Origin of the sequence: Pseudoselenomonas ruminantium (genome assembly GCF_900142515.1) — a bacterium.
Taxonomy (GTDB): domain Bacteria; phylum Bacillota; class Negativicutes; order Selenomonadales; family Selenomonadaceae; genus Selenomonas_A; species Selenomonas_A ruminantium_D.
Window position 1 is genome coordinate 91,144 of record NZ_FRBC01000002.1, and the last position, 17,470, is coordinate 108,613.

Annotated in this window: 3 protein-coding genes; all 3 read right to left on the reverse strand. The window is 53.4% G+C overall.

Translation table 11 applies throughout. The annotated features are described in order from the left end of the window. Nucleotides 1-93: 93 nt before the first annotated feature. Nucleotides 94-14,505, reverse strand: coding sequence for a leukotoxin LktA family filamentous adhesin (locus BUB68_RS01490; protein WP_256625468.1), 14,412 nt, complete (start codon nucleotides 14,503-14,505; stop codon nucleotides 94-96). 102 nt (nucleotides 14,506-14,607) lie between these two features. Then, the gene (locus tag BUB68_RS01495; protein ID WP_073088043.1) at nucleotides 14,608-15,696 is read right to left on the reverse strand and encodes a DHH family phosphoesterase; all 1,089 of its coding nucleotides are present in this window, start codon (nucleotides 15,694-15,696) and stop codon (nucleotides 14,608-14,610) included. Nucleotides 15,697-15,760: 64 nt separating this feature from the next. Continuing rightward, the gene (locus BUB68_RS01500; RefSeq protein ID WP_073088044.1) at nucleotides 15,761-17,449 is read right to left on the reverse strand and encodes a ShlB/FhaC/HecB family hemolysin secretion/activation protein; all 1,689 of its coding nucleotides are present in this window, start codon (nucleotides 17,447-17,449) and stop codon (nucleotides 15,761-15,763) included. Nucleotides 17,450-17,470: the final 21 nt, after the last annotated feature.

Below are 17,470 nucleotides of genomic sequence, written 5' to 3' on the forward strand. Positions count from 1 at the left end.
CTATTTTTTCAATACTTGTCAGTGGCTGTGAGGGATGTCCGGGGAGGGACTTGGCTCACAGCCTCTTTTGCTTGTGGGTTGTTATGCGGTTACCTAGTATTGAGTGCCCTGCCTCTCAGCAAGTTTCTGCTGTACAAGATGGTCAAGCTGTGCCTTGTCCGCCACTGCGTTCTGCGCAATCTGCGTCTCAATCTCCTTAACAGAACGAGTCGATTTGACTACGACATTCTTGTCATAATATTTATTAAACTGATTGACGATAGATGTCATTTTATCGGGCTCCTTCGCTTCAGCATATTCCTTCAGGAGGCGTGCCTCTTCCGCAGTATAGCCATGCTCCATAAAGTACTTATCAGGAAGCAGTTCCGCTTTTAACTCAGAATCACGCTTCTGAAGTTTTTCCACTTGATATTTTAGTGACGTTGACATATCGATGGCAGTAAGCTTCTGTAGCATTAAAAGGACATCTGCATATTCATCTATTTCTTCTTTTATCCTATTCTTTCTACTCTGCCCCTCTTCACTTTCAAGATATTGGAAGTATTCTTCCAGAGCCGCTGCGTACTTATCAATAGCCTCCTTTTTGATTTCCTCTACCACCGCTTCACGTTCTGCTTTTGCCTTTGCTTCCCGTGCTGCAATTCTCTCCGCTTTTTGTGCTGCATCAGGCTCTATCACTTTCCCAATCACGAGGTCACCGCCCACGCCTATAAGGTCCACGTTGCCCTCATAGGCTTCTGCATTCACCACAGCACCATTTGCGAGGATACGGATTCCTTCGATGTCGCCCCGTGCCGTGTAGAGATCTATCAAGCGTCCTGCGTTGATGTAGCCCCTATTCATGCCATAGCCATTATACATGCGAATACCATTTTCAGCGCGCAGATACGCATCCATACCTGCTGCTGCCGAAAGCAGGTAGAGCGGCAAATTGCCGTTCTGGTGGACATAAAGGGACTTGCCGCTGTTTGCCATAAGCCAGCCGTTGATCATGATCTCCAGGAACTTATCCTTGGCACCGATGTTGCCTGCACCGGAGAAAATGGTAAGGTTCCTGCCACGAAGCAGCGTGCCGTCAGCAATGGTCACACCCTTGCCTGCGGAAAGGCGAATATCCCCATCGGTGTCGATACCGCCCTTGATGTTCAGGGCAGAATCTTGCGTGGCGCTGACATAGACATTATTCTTGCCCGTCAGCTGCACGATGCCGCCGTCCCTTATTTTAAGGGTGACGGGCACCTGCCGCCTGATGGTGACGCCGTTCTCGTCCCAGGTGAGGTCGCCAGCTTTGGCACTGGCCAGCAGTTTCATATTGGCCGCCTTGGTAAGGTCAGCATTCTTGATGTAGATTGCCGCCTCATCATAGCCAATACCGCCATTTCTGGCAATCAGGGTGATATTTTTGCCGATGATATTGGGGTTGTTCACGATGTCAAAGGTGCCTGGCTGGGCGTTGACGATGCCATCCTGAATAGCGTAGAGCAGTTCGTTCTTGCTCCAGCCGTAGTTCTCGCTGACGGAAAGATCGCCGTAGTCAATGATGGCTTTCTGTTCATCGGCTGAGAAGCCCTTGCCTTTGAAGTAGGCATCCTTGACCGCCTGGAGTCTCGCCCGCGCTGCATCCTTTTCTGCATCAGTGGTGGCCGCCTGCATGGCGGAGATATATTCCTGCTTGGCCTTGACAATGCCCGCATCCTTGGCATAGGCAGCAGCAGCGGATTTGTAGGCCTCAACCCGTGAAGCATTCAGCGTGAGAACACCATTATTTTCGGTGGCAGCCAGCTGTTTGAAACGGCCTTCGATGGCCGACAGTTTCCTTTCCTTGGAAGCTTTGGCTGCCGCCGTACGGCTGTCATCGCTGTCAGCATCGGAAATCATGCCCAGTTCTTTCCAGCGGGCTATCCGTTCCTCTGCCGAGGAGTCGATGGTATCTACGCCGCCATTGGCGTCCACGATGCTGCCGTTTTTCGCTTCAAGTGTTACATCACCTTCCTTGCTTTCGATTCTGGCCACACGCATATCCCCGGCCTGCTGCTGGATGTTGATATCCTTTTTGGCCGTGGCGGTAAGGCTGGAGTTCAGACGATTCGAGGAAGTAACAGACGTTCCTGCCTGTACTCGCAGAGAATCCTTGGTGCCGATACCGCCATTTACACTGGTAAGCGTTATGGCTGGAGCCTCGATAAGCGTCGCCAAATCGACGCGAATAAGTTCTCTCTTTTCATTAAAGACAGCAATATTCTCGTACGGATAAATTTCGATATTGCCATCAGCGGTAATGTTGATTTTCCCGTTATCCGGCGCATTCGTAATCTTTACCTGACGAATTTTCAGATTCCCTTTATCCGAATCAAAGTTAATGTTGCCGCCTCTGGCCGTAAGCTGTACTACCGAATCCGTTTCTACCGCCCTATGCTTGATATCAAGGGAATTGCCTGTGGCTTCGAGCCTTCCCGTAATAAGCCTTGCGCCGTCCAGCGTCTTGATATTGCCCTTGGCTGTAGCAATAATTTCACTCCTATCGGTTTTTCCGCTCTGGAGATTGGCCACATTTTCCACATTGTCCCGGAAGTAAAGGTTGCCACCGCTGTCTAGGTTTATCAGGCCATTATTCCTTGCCTGGGCAAAGGTATAGTAGATAGGCTTGGCCGCATTGATGGCGGTAATCGTGGTTGTACTGTTCCCCGATGTTTCCGTCCAGCTGTAATCTACGTAACCTTTGGTATGCGCCCAGTTCGTATAATGCATCTCTGAAGCATTGACCTTTCCTTTCGTGGTGTTCCCAACAATGTAGGAATTAGCGAAAACATACACACCATCGGGGTTATCCACCAGATTTTGCCAACTCCAATTTCTCATAACTACGCCCTGTGCCATCTTGCCACTGATATCGGTGGCGCGTGCTGTGCTGCGGACACTACTGATATCTGAACCAATCTGCTTGATGAGATCATCGGTAGAGCCAGTTTCCCAAAGTTTGAAGAGGCCAAAGAAGGATGCATATTCTTTTCTGTAATACTTATCCACCACTTTCTGACCGGACGTGCCACCTGTCCAGCTGATTGTCATATGGCTTGCAGGCTTGTAGCCATTGCGCTTACCCATCACCCACGGAGTTGTGGCAGAATCGCCGGGTTTATAGACCCGATGCATGGTACTCGTACTCTCGTCAATCCCAAAGTTGCCCCAGAGATCAGTGATTCGTATGAAGCCTTCCCGGTCATTGTTCGTGATGCGTCCCATATAGAGGTCGGCCGAGGCGCCACTGGTATCAATATTGATGTCCGCCACACCGTCCGCCACAATAATGCGCCCACCGCCGGTGCTGGCTATACGCCCCCGGATGTCTACACGCCCGCCACGCACATCAATGTCATCGGTCAGCAGGTGTCCTGTGGCAGGATTGTAATAAATCGGTACGGCATAGTCATACATCTTCGTCGTGTCGTTCCAGATCATTCCCTTCTGCCCCACCTGATACCTGCTGTTGCCAATCACATCATCATCGGCCATTTTGTACCCGCTGGCTGAGGCGGCGACTTTTTGAATATCGCTGCTGCTAACGCTGTTCCTGTAGTTCGTATATCCGCTCTGAATCAGGCCGTTGATATTCACATCTTTGGCATTGATGGAGATATTTCCCCCGGAGATAATGCCTTTTTTCTCCGATTCATCCGTGTAGGCAACCTCGGAACTGCTAAGATTGGCTCCATTTTTCACCCAATTCAGATAGTCATTATAGTTGGTGAAAAATTTCGAACCGCTACTATTGTCAGCCTTATTATACTGACTGGTCAACCATTTCAAAAAAGCAACAACGTCGAGGTTATAATTCGGTATGTTAAGCCAGCCGGATTTAGCAAAATCTAAGGTGATAAAGGCCTGAATCTTATCCGCTGTTTTTTGGTCGAACATGTATTTGGCAATGGGATCGCCACCCACGTTTACGAAACCATCGGGCTGGGACAGATAGACACCGCCCTTATCGGCATTGATGGAGATGGTTTTGCCATTCACCGAGCCATTGATGACAAGGTCATAGTTTTGGTTGGTGAGGTTGACGGCGCCGGAGTCGTTATCCACATTGCCGGAGATGGAAATACTCGGCCGGGAAATCTTATCCTTGTCCTCCTTGCCCGTAGATTTGATATTGATGGCAGATTCACCGGAAGCATCTTTAAGGATTTGGTCATTCTGGTAAATCCTGCCGCCACCATCTTCAATCTTCACATCATTCAGCAACATATAGGCGTTGCCGCTGTTGGTGATGTTGATATGGGCCGAGCCATTGGCCACAATATTCTTGTCGCCGGAAAGCGTCGCGGCGTTTACGAAGACATTGCCGCCGGATACATTGATGTTTGGCAGTTCAAGCCCTGCCATGGGAATTTCCCGCAGGATGGCCTTGTTCCCCTGAGAATCCTTGTAAAGGAAGTTCTCTTGTTCCATGGCGGACAGGACGTTATTCAGTTCGTCTTCCAACAGCTTGTACTCGGTGCTGTCCGGGTTATAATCCGTCATGGCATAGCGCAGTTCGTCATAACGGTCAATATAGGGATTTTTCTTCGTGATGGACTTGATGGCACTTGACGTGTCAAACCAGCCCTGCTTTGCCGTCACCTTCACGCCGCTGGTATCAAGCTCGTTATTGCTATTGAGCTTGAAGTCCCCCGTGATGTCAATATCCAGCTGGTTATGGGTGCCGGCCGTAACCTTCCCCTGCACATCCACCTTGGCGGTCTTGTTCTGGGAAACCTCATTGTCCCCCAGAGCCGTAGAGGTGAGACGGCGCTTGCCGGTCTCCCCCTGCCCCCAGATTTTGAACTGACGAGCCGATTCCTCGATATAGGAAGTGCCCTCATCAGCCCGCAGATAAGTATGGCGAATGGAGGTGGTATTGGCACCACTGCCCACCGTCACGCCCCTATCAAGAGTCAGCGTCTCATTGATGGTAGGCGAAGTCTCAGCGGGTATAAAGGTGGCATTATGGGCATTGGCATAAGTCAAAAGACGCAGGTTGGAGGGAGTCTTGTTTTCATCGGCCCCTGCGAGCAGCATCAGGTCATGGCCGCTGGCCAGTTTCGAGCTGCCGGTAATGTCAACCTTGTCCCGACGGGTGAGCTTGTTGGTGTTCTTCACCGTGGTAACGCCAGCAGCGCCGCCTTCGTCCACGGATTCTGCTTCCAGGTCATGGTCAATATCGCTGGTGGCAGCCAGGGAAATATCGCCGTTTTCCGTGGAGAGGTTGGCATTTTTCACCGTAACCCGGTCGGTAAAGGACGTATCGCTGTCACTGCTTCCCACCAGGATCTGGACAACACCTGCCCCTTCCACATTGTTCTTGCTTACAATCTTGCTGTCGGTCTTGGCCTGCGCCCGCAGGGAGGATTCATCCAGCCCCTTGAGGGTGCCGCCGGTGATATTCACATCGGCAGTGGCATTGATGGTATTCTTCACGGCAGAATCACTGCCCGTGACGCCGCCATAGCTGCCGGCCTTCTGGGTATCCTTGTAGTCAATATTGTTGTCGGCATTGTAGCCCTGGATGAAATTCGTCCTGATATTGGCATTATTCACATTGATGGCCGTGGTGTGGGTAGCCGTATTGGTGATGCCTACGCCGCTGCCGCCGGCAATGGCTGCCCTTGTAGCATCGGTGGTAAAGTCATGCTTATCCGTAAGTTCCGCTCCTGCCGCAAAGAGGGATGCGTTCCAGTTGCCGCTTACATTGGTCTTGGTATTGGTGGTCAGGCTGTTTTCCAGTTTGGCGGCATAGGGGGAGATGTCCACTGCGGCACCGCCATCCCCGTCAGCTCTGGCCGTATTGTCCTCGGAAGCCGTGCTAAGGAGCAGGGCGATTTGCAGCTGCTTGTCATTGGTGCCATTGGCATTGATGGCAGAATTCAGCACGCTGTCGCTCTTGGCCACATTGGTGCCGGAAGCCACCAGTCCGGCAGCGCTGACACCAGCAGCCTTGATATCCTTGGTCACATTGGTATTGCTCATGGCCATCAGAATGCCACGTTCCTGAACATTTACTTTACCAAGGTTAATCTGAGAATTGCCATAAGCATCTGCCCGGCCGGTATTGACCTGGGCCGCCACATAACCGGAGATGCCCAGGCCTTTCATGTCGGTGGTAAGACCGATTTCGTTCTGGGCGAGGATTTCCGTCTCATCGGCCAAAAGGCTGGTGCCATCGCCGATATCCACGGTGCTCTTCACCGGTGCAGACTTCGTCCCGGCAGAGGAATCCGCCACCGTTACGGCACCGCTGACCAACAGGGAAGCGGCGGCAGACTTGGTCTCCGTTTTTACATTTGGGGAGTTCAGGGCAGTAATGCCGATGGTGCCTGCACTCAGGCTGTTGGCATTCTTGTTTTTTGCTGTATTCAGGGTTACTGCCGTCTCGCTGGCGTCATGAGCCGTGGCAGAGATCCCCGTACCGGCTACACCAATAGCAGCGGAAACAGCCTGGGTGGTTACCTCAGCGGTTTTCTGGCCATCCTTTTCCGGCCCACGGGAAGCGGCCACCAGCAGCGAATCTTCAGCTTTCATGGTGTTGCCGCCCTGCAGCGCCACGGATACCTTGCCCTTGTTTTCCACCTCGCCAATCAGGACATTCACGGAACCGGCTATGGCCCCGGAAGCACCCAAAGCGTCAATCTTGGCACGGCTTTCATCACCGGCAACTACCGCGATATTTTTGGCATTCATCGTATTGCCGGAAAGCTGCAGATCCGTAAGGCCACCCTTGCTGACCTTGCCATAGGCTCCGGACAGGGCCAGCGTGCCGCTGAGGGAACCCTGCTTGACTTCCAGCTCGGAAAGACCGCCCTGATAGGAGGCAATGGTAATATCACCGGAATTGGCCGTTATGGCAGAGTTACGCACTTCCCCTACGGAGTTGCCTGCCACATCCAGCACAGCTACTGTGCCGCTGATGGCCGCACTGCCCCCTGCGGTAGCCACTACGCTCTTCATCTCGGCATTGGTCTTGGCGTCTGCCTCAAGGGTCACATCCCCAGCAGAATCCAGAGTGCTGCCCATAACCGTAAGGCCGGAGGCAGAATCCTTCTTCTTTGCTGTCATGGTCACGGTGTCACGGGTATTGGTGATATTTTTCCCGTCACTATCCACCACGCCATGGGATTCTTCTTTCGAGAGGTTGCCAGCCTTCATCGCATCGTTTATATCCGTAAAGACATTGCTGACGTTCATCTTGGTCTTGCCGTCACCGGCATCATAGGTTGAGGAAATATCCTTGCCCACATTGGTCACCATGACATTGAGGCCCATGGCAGAGCCGCCTACGGAGGCATTGCCCGCAGTCTGCCAGATGTCCTTGTTGTCGCTGGCTCCGGCATTGATGGCTCCGGCGTAGACTTTGCTGTTTTCGATATTCACATTGGTGGTGCTGTCCAGCTTGTTGACGGAAACGCCCACGCCTACACCGGCTGCCCCGGCGGAGCCCACACCGGCCTTCTGGTCGAGGATCAGCTGGTTATTGGCGGTGATATTGGCATTCTTCGCCCGTTTGCTGCTCGTGCCAATGGTGCTGTTTTTGAGCTGAGCCTTGGCGGTGCTGTTCGCTTCCGAAACGCCGATGGAACCGGCCAGACCTGCGCCGATACCGGCCAGACCTACCCCCACTTCCGTGTAGTTGACCTTCATCTCATTATTGGCTTTGACATTCAGGTCACCCTTCTTGTTGGCAGCATATTCCACATGGATGTTTTCTGCCGTAGCTTCGGTAGTGCCCGTATCCGACACATAGCCCACGGCAATGCTCAGGCCTGCGCCAATGCCTGCGCCAGTGAACACCGTACCGATAAGATGGGAACGTGAAAGATGATCTGCCGTCAGGGAAATATTGCCGGCATTCTTGATGTTCACATTCTTGAGGAAGGCATTGGTGGTGCCATCCAGCAGAGTCACGCCAGAGGCGGCGTTGACCGCTGCCCCCTCACCGGCAAAGGAAGCGCCGGCAGCAAAGGAACCTACGCCCTGACGAGATTTGGCTTCGATATTGACATCATTGGCATACAAATCGTATTTAGCGGAGGGGCCAATCAGGGAGGCTTCCGTGGTGCGGGTAATCTTATTGGTGTCAGAACCAAGGCCCACAGCGCCCCCTTCCATGGCGATGTTCACCGTACCCACGCCCCCTGCACTATTGGCATAGTCGTGGGCAATGACATTCACATTGCTCTTATTGGCGGAAGCATTATTTATCTTGGCATCCGTAATGCGAGCCTTGGTGGAGCCGCCAATCAGGTTCACATCCACCGTGCCATTTACGGCCGCACCTGTACCCGTGCCGCCGGCATTCACCAGGAAGGATTTCATGGTATGGGTGCCGGAGGCATCCACCAGTAAGCCCGTGTAGCTCTTGGCCGTGCGGGCATCCTTCAGGCTATCGGAGGATTTGAAGAGATCCTGATCCGCATATTTGTCGAGGATAGCGTCATCGCTGACGGTATCCTTGACAGAATGGGTTGCATCCCCTGTGGATTTAATGACCGTATTTGCCCCTTCAACAGCCGCTTCCGTCTCACTGTCAATCTCGTTGACGCTGACAGAAGCCCCGATGGCTGCCCCCTGAGAAGAAACAGAGAGTGCCCCTACATAGTTGGCAATCTTCTCATCGCTGATGGCCGTGATAGCCGGGGACTTGGCGCTGATATTGGCACCATTGTTGACGAGGGCCTTGGTCTCCGTGTCGATCAGGTTCACGGTGGCCGAACCGGCCAGGCCCAGACCGCTGCCGTAATTTACGCCGCCGCCTACGCCTACCGTGGTGATGTCTGCATGGCTGGCTGCGCCCAGGTCAAAATCATTGCCGGTGAAGCTGCCGCCGGAGAATTTGGCCGTGGTATGGGTTTCGTCACGGGTGACGCCCACGCCTACGCCAATGGCTGCGGACTCGCCCACTGCGGCCACGGCGGCATTGGTGCTGAAATCATCATCGGTGCTGGCCTTGACGGAAATGTTGCCCGTAGAGTTCTTGACATTCGTATTGACCACTTGGGCAGTCACATCGGCAGACTTCAGCCCTACGGCGGCGGCGCCGTTCACTGCCGGGGAACCGTTGGCCAGCCCCACGCCAAAGCCAATGGTGGTCAGGCCGGAGTTATCCGTAGCCGTGACACTTATCTTGGAGGTATTATGGTCAATGGTGGTGCCACTGATCGTGGCGCTGTTGACCTGACGGTCCGTATCGCCAATGGCATTATAAGCCACAGCACCGCCAATGGCCGTACCCTGGGACAGGGTAAAGCCGCCGGCTACCGCCAGTTTCTTCGTATCGTCTTCGGAGGCAACGGAAATGCTCGTGGCATTCTTCACCGTGCCGCCGGAAAGTTCTGCCTTGATATCATCCGCACCGCTGTTTACCGCTACGGCACCATTGGCGGCCAGCTTCTCCCGGGAAGCGGCCACACCTGCGGTCACAGCATAAACCCGGCCTTCATTCTGGGCACCAATGGCAATGGTTTTCGCCGTATTATCTGCAAACTGCGAATTCTGCACATAAGCGCCGGTGGTGTTTTCCAGACGGTTGTAAGCCCCAGCCAGCCCCGTGGCCACATTGCCCACGGAGACCTGGCCTGCCACATTGATATCCTTAGCGGCGGTGCTGGCGTTAACGATATTGCCGACCATATTCTTGATATTGGAGCCGCTGATTTCAGCCCGCACATCATTGCTGTCGGTCTGCCAGCTGAAGGAGCCTGCCCCGCCAAAGCCGTCAGAAGTGCCGCTGCCCCCGGCGGCTGCACCGATGGCCAGCGTCTTGCTGTCGGCCTTGACATTGAGCATACCGCTGCCGGTGATGTCGCTGCCATTTTTGATGGCCGCCGTAAAGTCATTGTCCACTTCGCTGATGGAAAGGGCTGCATCCACGGAGGCGGAGCCGCTTTCCCCCACAGAGGCCGCAACAGACAGAGCTGCCCCGACGATGACATTGCCACCCTCAGAGGAGATATTGGCCTTGCCTTCGTCATCCAGGGCATCCTCAATGGCTTTTGCATAGGATGTGCCATCGGCATCCAGACCCCTATCCTTGATATAAGTATCGTATTGCTTGGAAACATCCTTGGTGTCCCGGGCATCCACCGTCACATTTTTGGCCGTGATCTTGGTGCCGTCCAGGACAGCATTGGCCGTATTCTTCAGGCTGTTATAGGCAACAGCGCCCTCAAAGCCATAGGACTTGGCACCGCTGCCGGAGGAAGCGGCCACAGCCAGGCCCACTGCGCCCCCTACTTCGGTAATGCCGGTGCTGACCGTATTGGTAAGATTCCCCATCAGGGCATAGTTTCCCCCGGTAATCAGGGCATCCAGATTGTTGTCGATACGGTTGTAGACCACACTGCCCCCTACTGCGGCGCTCTTGGATTTGCCGGAGGCAATGGAGGCATTGACGCCGCCGGTTACTAAAGTGTCCGAATCCGTCACGGTATTCGTGACGCTGGCGGCAGTTGCCGTGTTGTTCAAAAGTTCTGCTTTCACAGTATTGTCAATATCCGCCACAGAGACAGAAGCCGCCCCTGTATAGCTGGAGCCGCCGGCTGCCGCCCCGGAAGTGGCCACAGCCAGGCCAAGGCCTGCCGAGACCACGGCACCGCTGCGCTCTGCCTCATTGGTAATGTCAGCAGCATTCGTGATCTTGCTGTTGCGGATAGCGGAAACCGTATCGATGTCCAGATCAGACCAGCCCACAGAACCTGCCACACCCACATTGGTGCTGTTCTCGTTCTGGCCACCCAGCTTGCGGGTATTGAAGGTCAGGCCTGCGGCTCCGGCCCAGGCCCCGGTAAAGCCGGAATCTGTAGCAGAAAGCGCAATATTACGGTCGCCACTTCCCAGAGTGATGGTTGCCCCGTCAATAATGGTATGGGTAGTCCTGTCCAGCAGGTTGATGGCCACACTGCCGGCACCGGCCACGCTGATATCGGAAAGCTTCTTGTTGGCGGTGGGGTTCTTGGTCACGTTGTCCGTCTTGAGTTTCTTGTTTTCCTTGATGTCTGCGGCCTTTTTGACAATATCCGGCACGATGGAGTTGAGTTTGTCATTGGCCGAACGCCAGACGTTCATCACCTTGTTCTTGCTGTTGGTGATTTTGGCCGTGAGCTTGCCCATTTTCCCTGCTTCGTCATCATCGGAAGCTGCGGCAATGCCGCCGGCTACGGCCACGGAGTTGATCTTGCCATCCAGATTGGTAGTTGCTTTCAGACTGCCCGCATTAATCGTAGCCTTGCCCACGTTGACAATGCTGTTCACTTCCATATCGTTCAAGGCCAAAGATGCCCCTACCCCTGTAGCGGCACCAAAGCCGAAGGAACCGGCAATATTCATGAGGTTGGCGGTGTTGTTGCCGGTGATATCCATGGCGCCAGTGGATTTGAGCGCAGTATTCCCGGCAATATCCACTTTAGCCGTATTATCTCCCATGACATAGGTGATCATGCCCTTGACGCCGCTATCGCCGCCCATACTGGCCCCCGTGGCCAGATCCACATGGGTGGTGGTGCTGTCAGCGTTCACGGACAAGGTATTTCCTGCAAGCGCCGAGCCTTCTGCTACGGTGACTTCGGCATTGCGGTCAGGCTTGAAGAAGGAGACCACGCCACCAACGGCATTCTGGTCGCCGGTCTGCAAACCTAAGTTGCCGTTCAGGGAGGTATCGGCACGTTCCAGCCCGGCCTTGATGGTGGTTGCGCCCGTACCTTTGATATCCGCATACTTGCCCAGGCTAACCTTGGCGCTGTCATCCGTCAGGGCCACGTCCACAGCACCGGCAATAGCCAGCTTCGCATTATCCTTGGACAGGTCACGGGTGGGATTGTAGGAAGGATTCTTGTCGCTGCCGCCTTCCGTTGCCGAGGAAACGGAGAAATTGGCATAGTTCTCCAGCTTCAGGAAGGCCGTAACCTTCGAGGCGATGGAGGTGTAGGCAGAGGGGTATTTTTTCAGGGCGTCCAGCACGGCCATGGCTGCAGGCGCAATATCCCCCACCGTGGCCGCATCCGTCCGGTAATTGTTGAACACCAGGACAAGATTTGTCCAAGCTGTCGTAAGTTCTGCATCATCCAGTTTTTCGATGGCTTCCTTGCTGTCGTCAAAGGCTTTCTTCAGCTCGTCAATGACATGGGTGAATTTGCTGGTGGAGGTAACGGTCACATCTTTGCCGCTGATTTTGGCGTGTTTTGCCGCATCGCCTTCCTCCACCACCACCTGAGCAGAGCTATCCAGGTCAGCCACCAGCACCGAGGCCTGTATCTTCACCTTCTGGACGCTTTCCTTGTTGTCCTTGTCAATCTTCTTCTGGGCAGCATTGCCCATGGAGCCGGAGGCATACATATGGGTGCTGTCTGCTGCCAGGTCACTGGTGACTTTCACATTGCCGGCAGCCTGAATATCTGCATTTTTCGTCAGGGTAGTCTTGGCCGTATTGGTCTCGGAGGCCACCGCTACGCTGGCTCCGGCGTTAAAGAGGGACTTGGTCTCCTCAAAGAGGGATTCTCCCTGCTCAGGGGAGCCCATCTTGAAGAACTTCTTGACTACTCCGTCTATAATGGAGTTCCCGATATTGCTGATATACTTGCTGCTGTTGGTAAAGAGGCTCTGTTCTATATTCTCAGCACTTTGAGTGGAAGCGCCGATGGAATTGGAGGCGTTGATCTTGTTGGAATTGACGGTGTTCTTGGAAGACAGATTGACCTCACCACCGGCATGGATGGCCGTATCCACCTTGAGGTCGGCAGAGGAGTCATAGTCCATTACCGCCACAGCCGTCCCGGCCATGGCATTGGACGTGGCTTTTGCGCCTGCCGTAAGGGAGACTTTTTCCGTGGACTCTGCCGAAGCATCAAAACTCTTAGCAATATTCTGTATATTTGCCGTATCCTTCAGATTGACTTCGCTGGTATTCTCCCCTACCAGCACACCGATGCCCAGCGCCAACGTGACATTGTCGGTCTTGCTCAGGGATTCCTTGGCACTGACGGTGGGCGAAGCCGAGGCATTGGAAGCGACTTTAGCGCCGCCCTGGTCGGTCTGCAGGGTGCCTTCCACATTCACCACGGCCTTGTTGTCCAGCTTGGCCACCGCCACAGAGGTGCTCTGGGCTCCCTGACGCAGCTTCAGGTGACGGTCATTGACCAGATCCAGAATCCCGCCTACAATGCCGTCGGGGCTGGTGGCCATGCCCGCCGTAAGGGTGCTGTCGGCAGTAATGGACAGAGCTTTCCCGTCCGCAGGATCTGCACCAGTGGCCTTGATGACCGCATTCTTGCCGATATTGGTCTCGGCCTTTACATGGTGAATGGCCAGCACCGTATCCACATCAATGAGGCGCAGTACATCGGCGCCTGCTCCCAGGACATCATAGCTGCCGCTGCCGGTAAAGAGCTTATGCAGAGAAGCCGCATGGTCGCCACCATTGGTCACGAAAACATCCTCCGCCTTGGCAGCAATATTCACGTTTTTACCCGTGATTTCGCCGTTGGCGTTGACGGTAGCTTCAACCGTTCCCAGGGCAAAGGCTTCCTCGTTCTTGGCCGTAGCCGTAACGGACACGTCCCCTGTGGTGCTGACGGTTGCTCCCTCTGCCACAGTGACCGTAGGTTTCAGTTCAATCCTTGTCCAGTCGCTGGTGGTGCCGCTGTTTCCCACAGCCGCCAGCACGATTTTCCCGTTGTCACTGGATTTTTGCAGGGAGAGATTCCCCGCAAGGCCCGCACTTGTCCCGGAAATATTGACCAGACTGGAAAAGTCAAGGCTGTCCTTGCTCACAACGCTGGCACCGCTCTCCAGGTTGACATTGCCGCCCCGGAGGCTTGCCCCATCCACCGTATTGATCTTACCGGCCACTTTGATGGTGGCATCGGCATTCAGGGCAATGGAGCCGTCCTGTATCTTGCTCCACCGCTGGGAGAAGCCTGTATCCTTGACACCGTTGTCCCCCACCATGGCATTGTATTCCGACTGGGAAGGTGCCATAAGGTGTACGCTGCCCGCATTGATCACGCCAGTAGAGCCTACCACCACGCCATTGGGCGAAAGGAAATAGAGGTTGCCGCCAATGCCGCCGTTCTTCACCGCATTGACCGTACCGCTGATATTGGCCTGATTATTGACAAAGTTTACCAGACTGCTTGCATTCGTACTGCCCGGAGCAGTGCCCATATGCATATTCGCAATATTCCCTGCATCCAGTTTAAAGTTCTTGAAAGCATTGACTGCAACAGAATTCACCAGTTTATCTGCATAGATATTGTTGACCGTGTCGTTGAACTTCGCACCGCTGACTTTTTCAATATCCTGCGCCGCAGCCAATGACGGCATGGCAGCTGAAGCCAGCATAGCCCCACCTAAGAGGACAGGTGCTACCCGCGCCAGGACACTTCTCGTATTGTTCTTACCGTGGCTCTTGGCATATTCGGAAACCACCACATAACACTTCCGCACATGGCTCCAGATAATCTTATATGTCTTATTCACGGTATTTCTCCCCTTTCAATCTATCTCTAATCCGTTAGAATTGCGCATTCATACCAACTTGAATCCTTATCTTGGATATAAAGTGCGATTTGCTTTCACCGTTTATTTCCCTTGAGTTGCCGCCCACTTTTCGATTTGCGGCTGAAGAAGACGAACTACCTTTTTTCTGGAAATATTTTTTCCCAGGATAATTTTGTTTCCGTCCACGGTTGCAAAGGCTTTTGCAGCGCACCCCACGGAACCAGGACCGTAGCAGGATATGGTTGCCGAATAGGTTTCTAAATCGTGAATTTTCAAAAAGAGCATATCCATTTTTTGCGTGTTAAAATTTTTCATTACCCAGTCGCCAAGTCGCTGCTCCAAAGCCTGTCTTTTTTCCGGCGTTAATGCGACGACCGTGGCGCAACCATAGGAAATGCCATTTACGGTAAATTCCTTGTAATCGGAATAGAAAACATCCTTGTCCGACATATTTCGATAAGCAGCAAATTCTTCTTCCATGGCGAGGAAATAGGCGGTTCTGTCTTTGACATTCGCTTTTTTCACGAGGTCGGCTGCCGCCTGCCGATCCAAGTCCGTGGTGGTGGTGCTTTGCAAATTGTCCGTATCTGACAGGATAGCGGAAAGCATCATTCCGGCCATGCCTTTTTCAATGGGAACATTGGCTTCACGATATTCCAACCACACGATGGTGGAAGTGCAGCCTATGGGCAAATTGCGGTAATAAGCGGGAGCTGCCGTTTTGACGTCACCAATGAAGTTGTGATGGTCGATGATTTCCAGTATGTTGGCCTTGTCCATCCCAGAAACTGCCTGGGCAAAGCTGTTATGGTCTACGAGTATGATATTTTTACTGGCGGCATTATCCAGCAGCGGTGGTTCCTGGAAATCAAAATATTTTAAGGCGTAGGCGGTTTCCGCATTTATCGCCGAAGTAATTCTGGCCTCGGCGTTTATACCCAGCTTCCGTTTCAAGTTTGCGTAGGCGATTGCCGTACATACGCTATCGGAGTCGGGAGGCCTATGTCCGATGACATAAATCGGGCCATTGCCGTAATCAATCCCCTGCATATAAGCAGGATAGTTAATCTTGTCATTGCGATCGGCGCCTTCAACGGAAGTGTACGGAATAAAAAACCAGATAAGAAAAAGGACACAGTACAGCAGTACGGATTGATGTTGCTTTTTCATGAAAATTTCCTCACTTTCACGTTAAGATTAATGACCGTAATCGCCTCAATCTATCGCCAATACTTTAAAATTGCGCATTCATGCCAAAGTGAATCCTCGTCTTGGACACCTGGCTGCCGTTCAGATCCTTTTCCAGTGGGAAACCGATGGAAAGATCCATATAGACCGTCTGCTTGATATTGGCCTTCAGTCCCAAACCGACACTTTTCAGCAGATGATCCTCATAAGCGGTATCCCCCAAAATGTCGCCATAGTCAAAAAAGCCATAGACGGAGGCCGTCCGTTTCCGGTTCAGCGGGATGGCATATTCTGCACTGTAGGTAACGCCGCTATCGCCACTGATCAGATCCCGTTTATAACCCCGCACGCTGTTAAGGCCCCCCAGGAAAAACTGTTCTGCCGAGGGCAGATTGTGTACGCCGCTCCATTGCAGGTTCAAGCGGCCCGTAAATGTATGGCCGTTGGGCCAGCTTTCCTGATACATACTGTTCAGCCGGTAGAGGGAATAATCCTTGGTGGCATAGGTGCCGTCATTGGCCTGATAGGCCTGGGAATGACCGACTCCGTAATAATGCTGATGGTAGAATGCCCAGGTCTTCCCATAACGTGTCGTGGCAATGGACAGATAAAGGTTGTTGGCCCGGCTGTCCAGCCAGGGAACAGAGCCATCCATCATATCCGTCTGGGAGTTCTGCCGGTAAACGCCGATCTTCGCTTCCGTACGGGTGGTCTGGTTCAGGACCAATGGATGGAGATATGCTGCCCCCAGATACCAGCCATGACCATGGCTTTTGAAATGACGCGTGGAGCTTTCGATCAATTCGTTGGTGGAGGTGCTGTAATCGAAAAGCACCTTTGCCCCCTGCCTGCCCACAGGAGTCACGTAATTGAGGCCCACGGTATTCAGGCCCTTTGCCCGGACATAGCTGGCGGTCAGACTGTCCCGCCGCCCCGACAGGCTGCGGTTCGTGTAATAGAAGCCCTCACGCCATTCGCCATTGCTGCTGCCGCCGCTGTTATCCGCCGACAGGGTGAAGACATCATTCTTCGGTTCCTGCAGCACGATCTCATAGTCCGTTGTGCCAGGCTCCTTCCCTGCCTTCACCGTAATCCCCAGCCGGGCATCATTGGTGGCATTGAAACGGAAGAGCTTTTTGTTCAGCTCATTGAAGTTCTGTACCGTGCCATTACGCAGAGGCAGGCGGTTCCGGATATAGCTCTCCTTCGTATGCTTGTTGCCGGAAAGGGTGACTTCCCCGGTCTTGCCCTCGATCAGGGCGATATGCACATGACCATTTTCAATGGTCTGCTGGGGCAGGTATGCCTTGCAGGTGGCATAACCCTCAGCCGCATAGAGCCCATTGATCTTCTCTATGATAGCAGTGAGGTCGGCCAGCGATACCTCTTTGCCCAGATAAGGTTCCGTGATCTCGTTGAATTTGTCAGCCTTGATGACAGCCGATTCATCTATGGTGACTTTGTTCAGGACAAACTTCACCTCAGCTTCCCCTGCACTGGCAGGCGTTTCTGTATTGCCCTGGACTTTCTCGTCCTGCTTTTTCCGGTCTTCCTCCATCTGCTGGCGCAGACGCTCACGCTCAGCCTCCTCACGCTGACGGCGCATCTCCAGGCCGGCATCATCCCGGGGATTTACCGGTGGCGGCGGCGGTGCGGCCAAAGCAACGGTGCCACCACTGAAGCATAATGCTGCCATCAACATAACGGTCAATTTTCTTTCCCTTGTATCGAACATAGTCCTGCCTCCCAAAAGCAT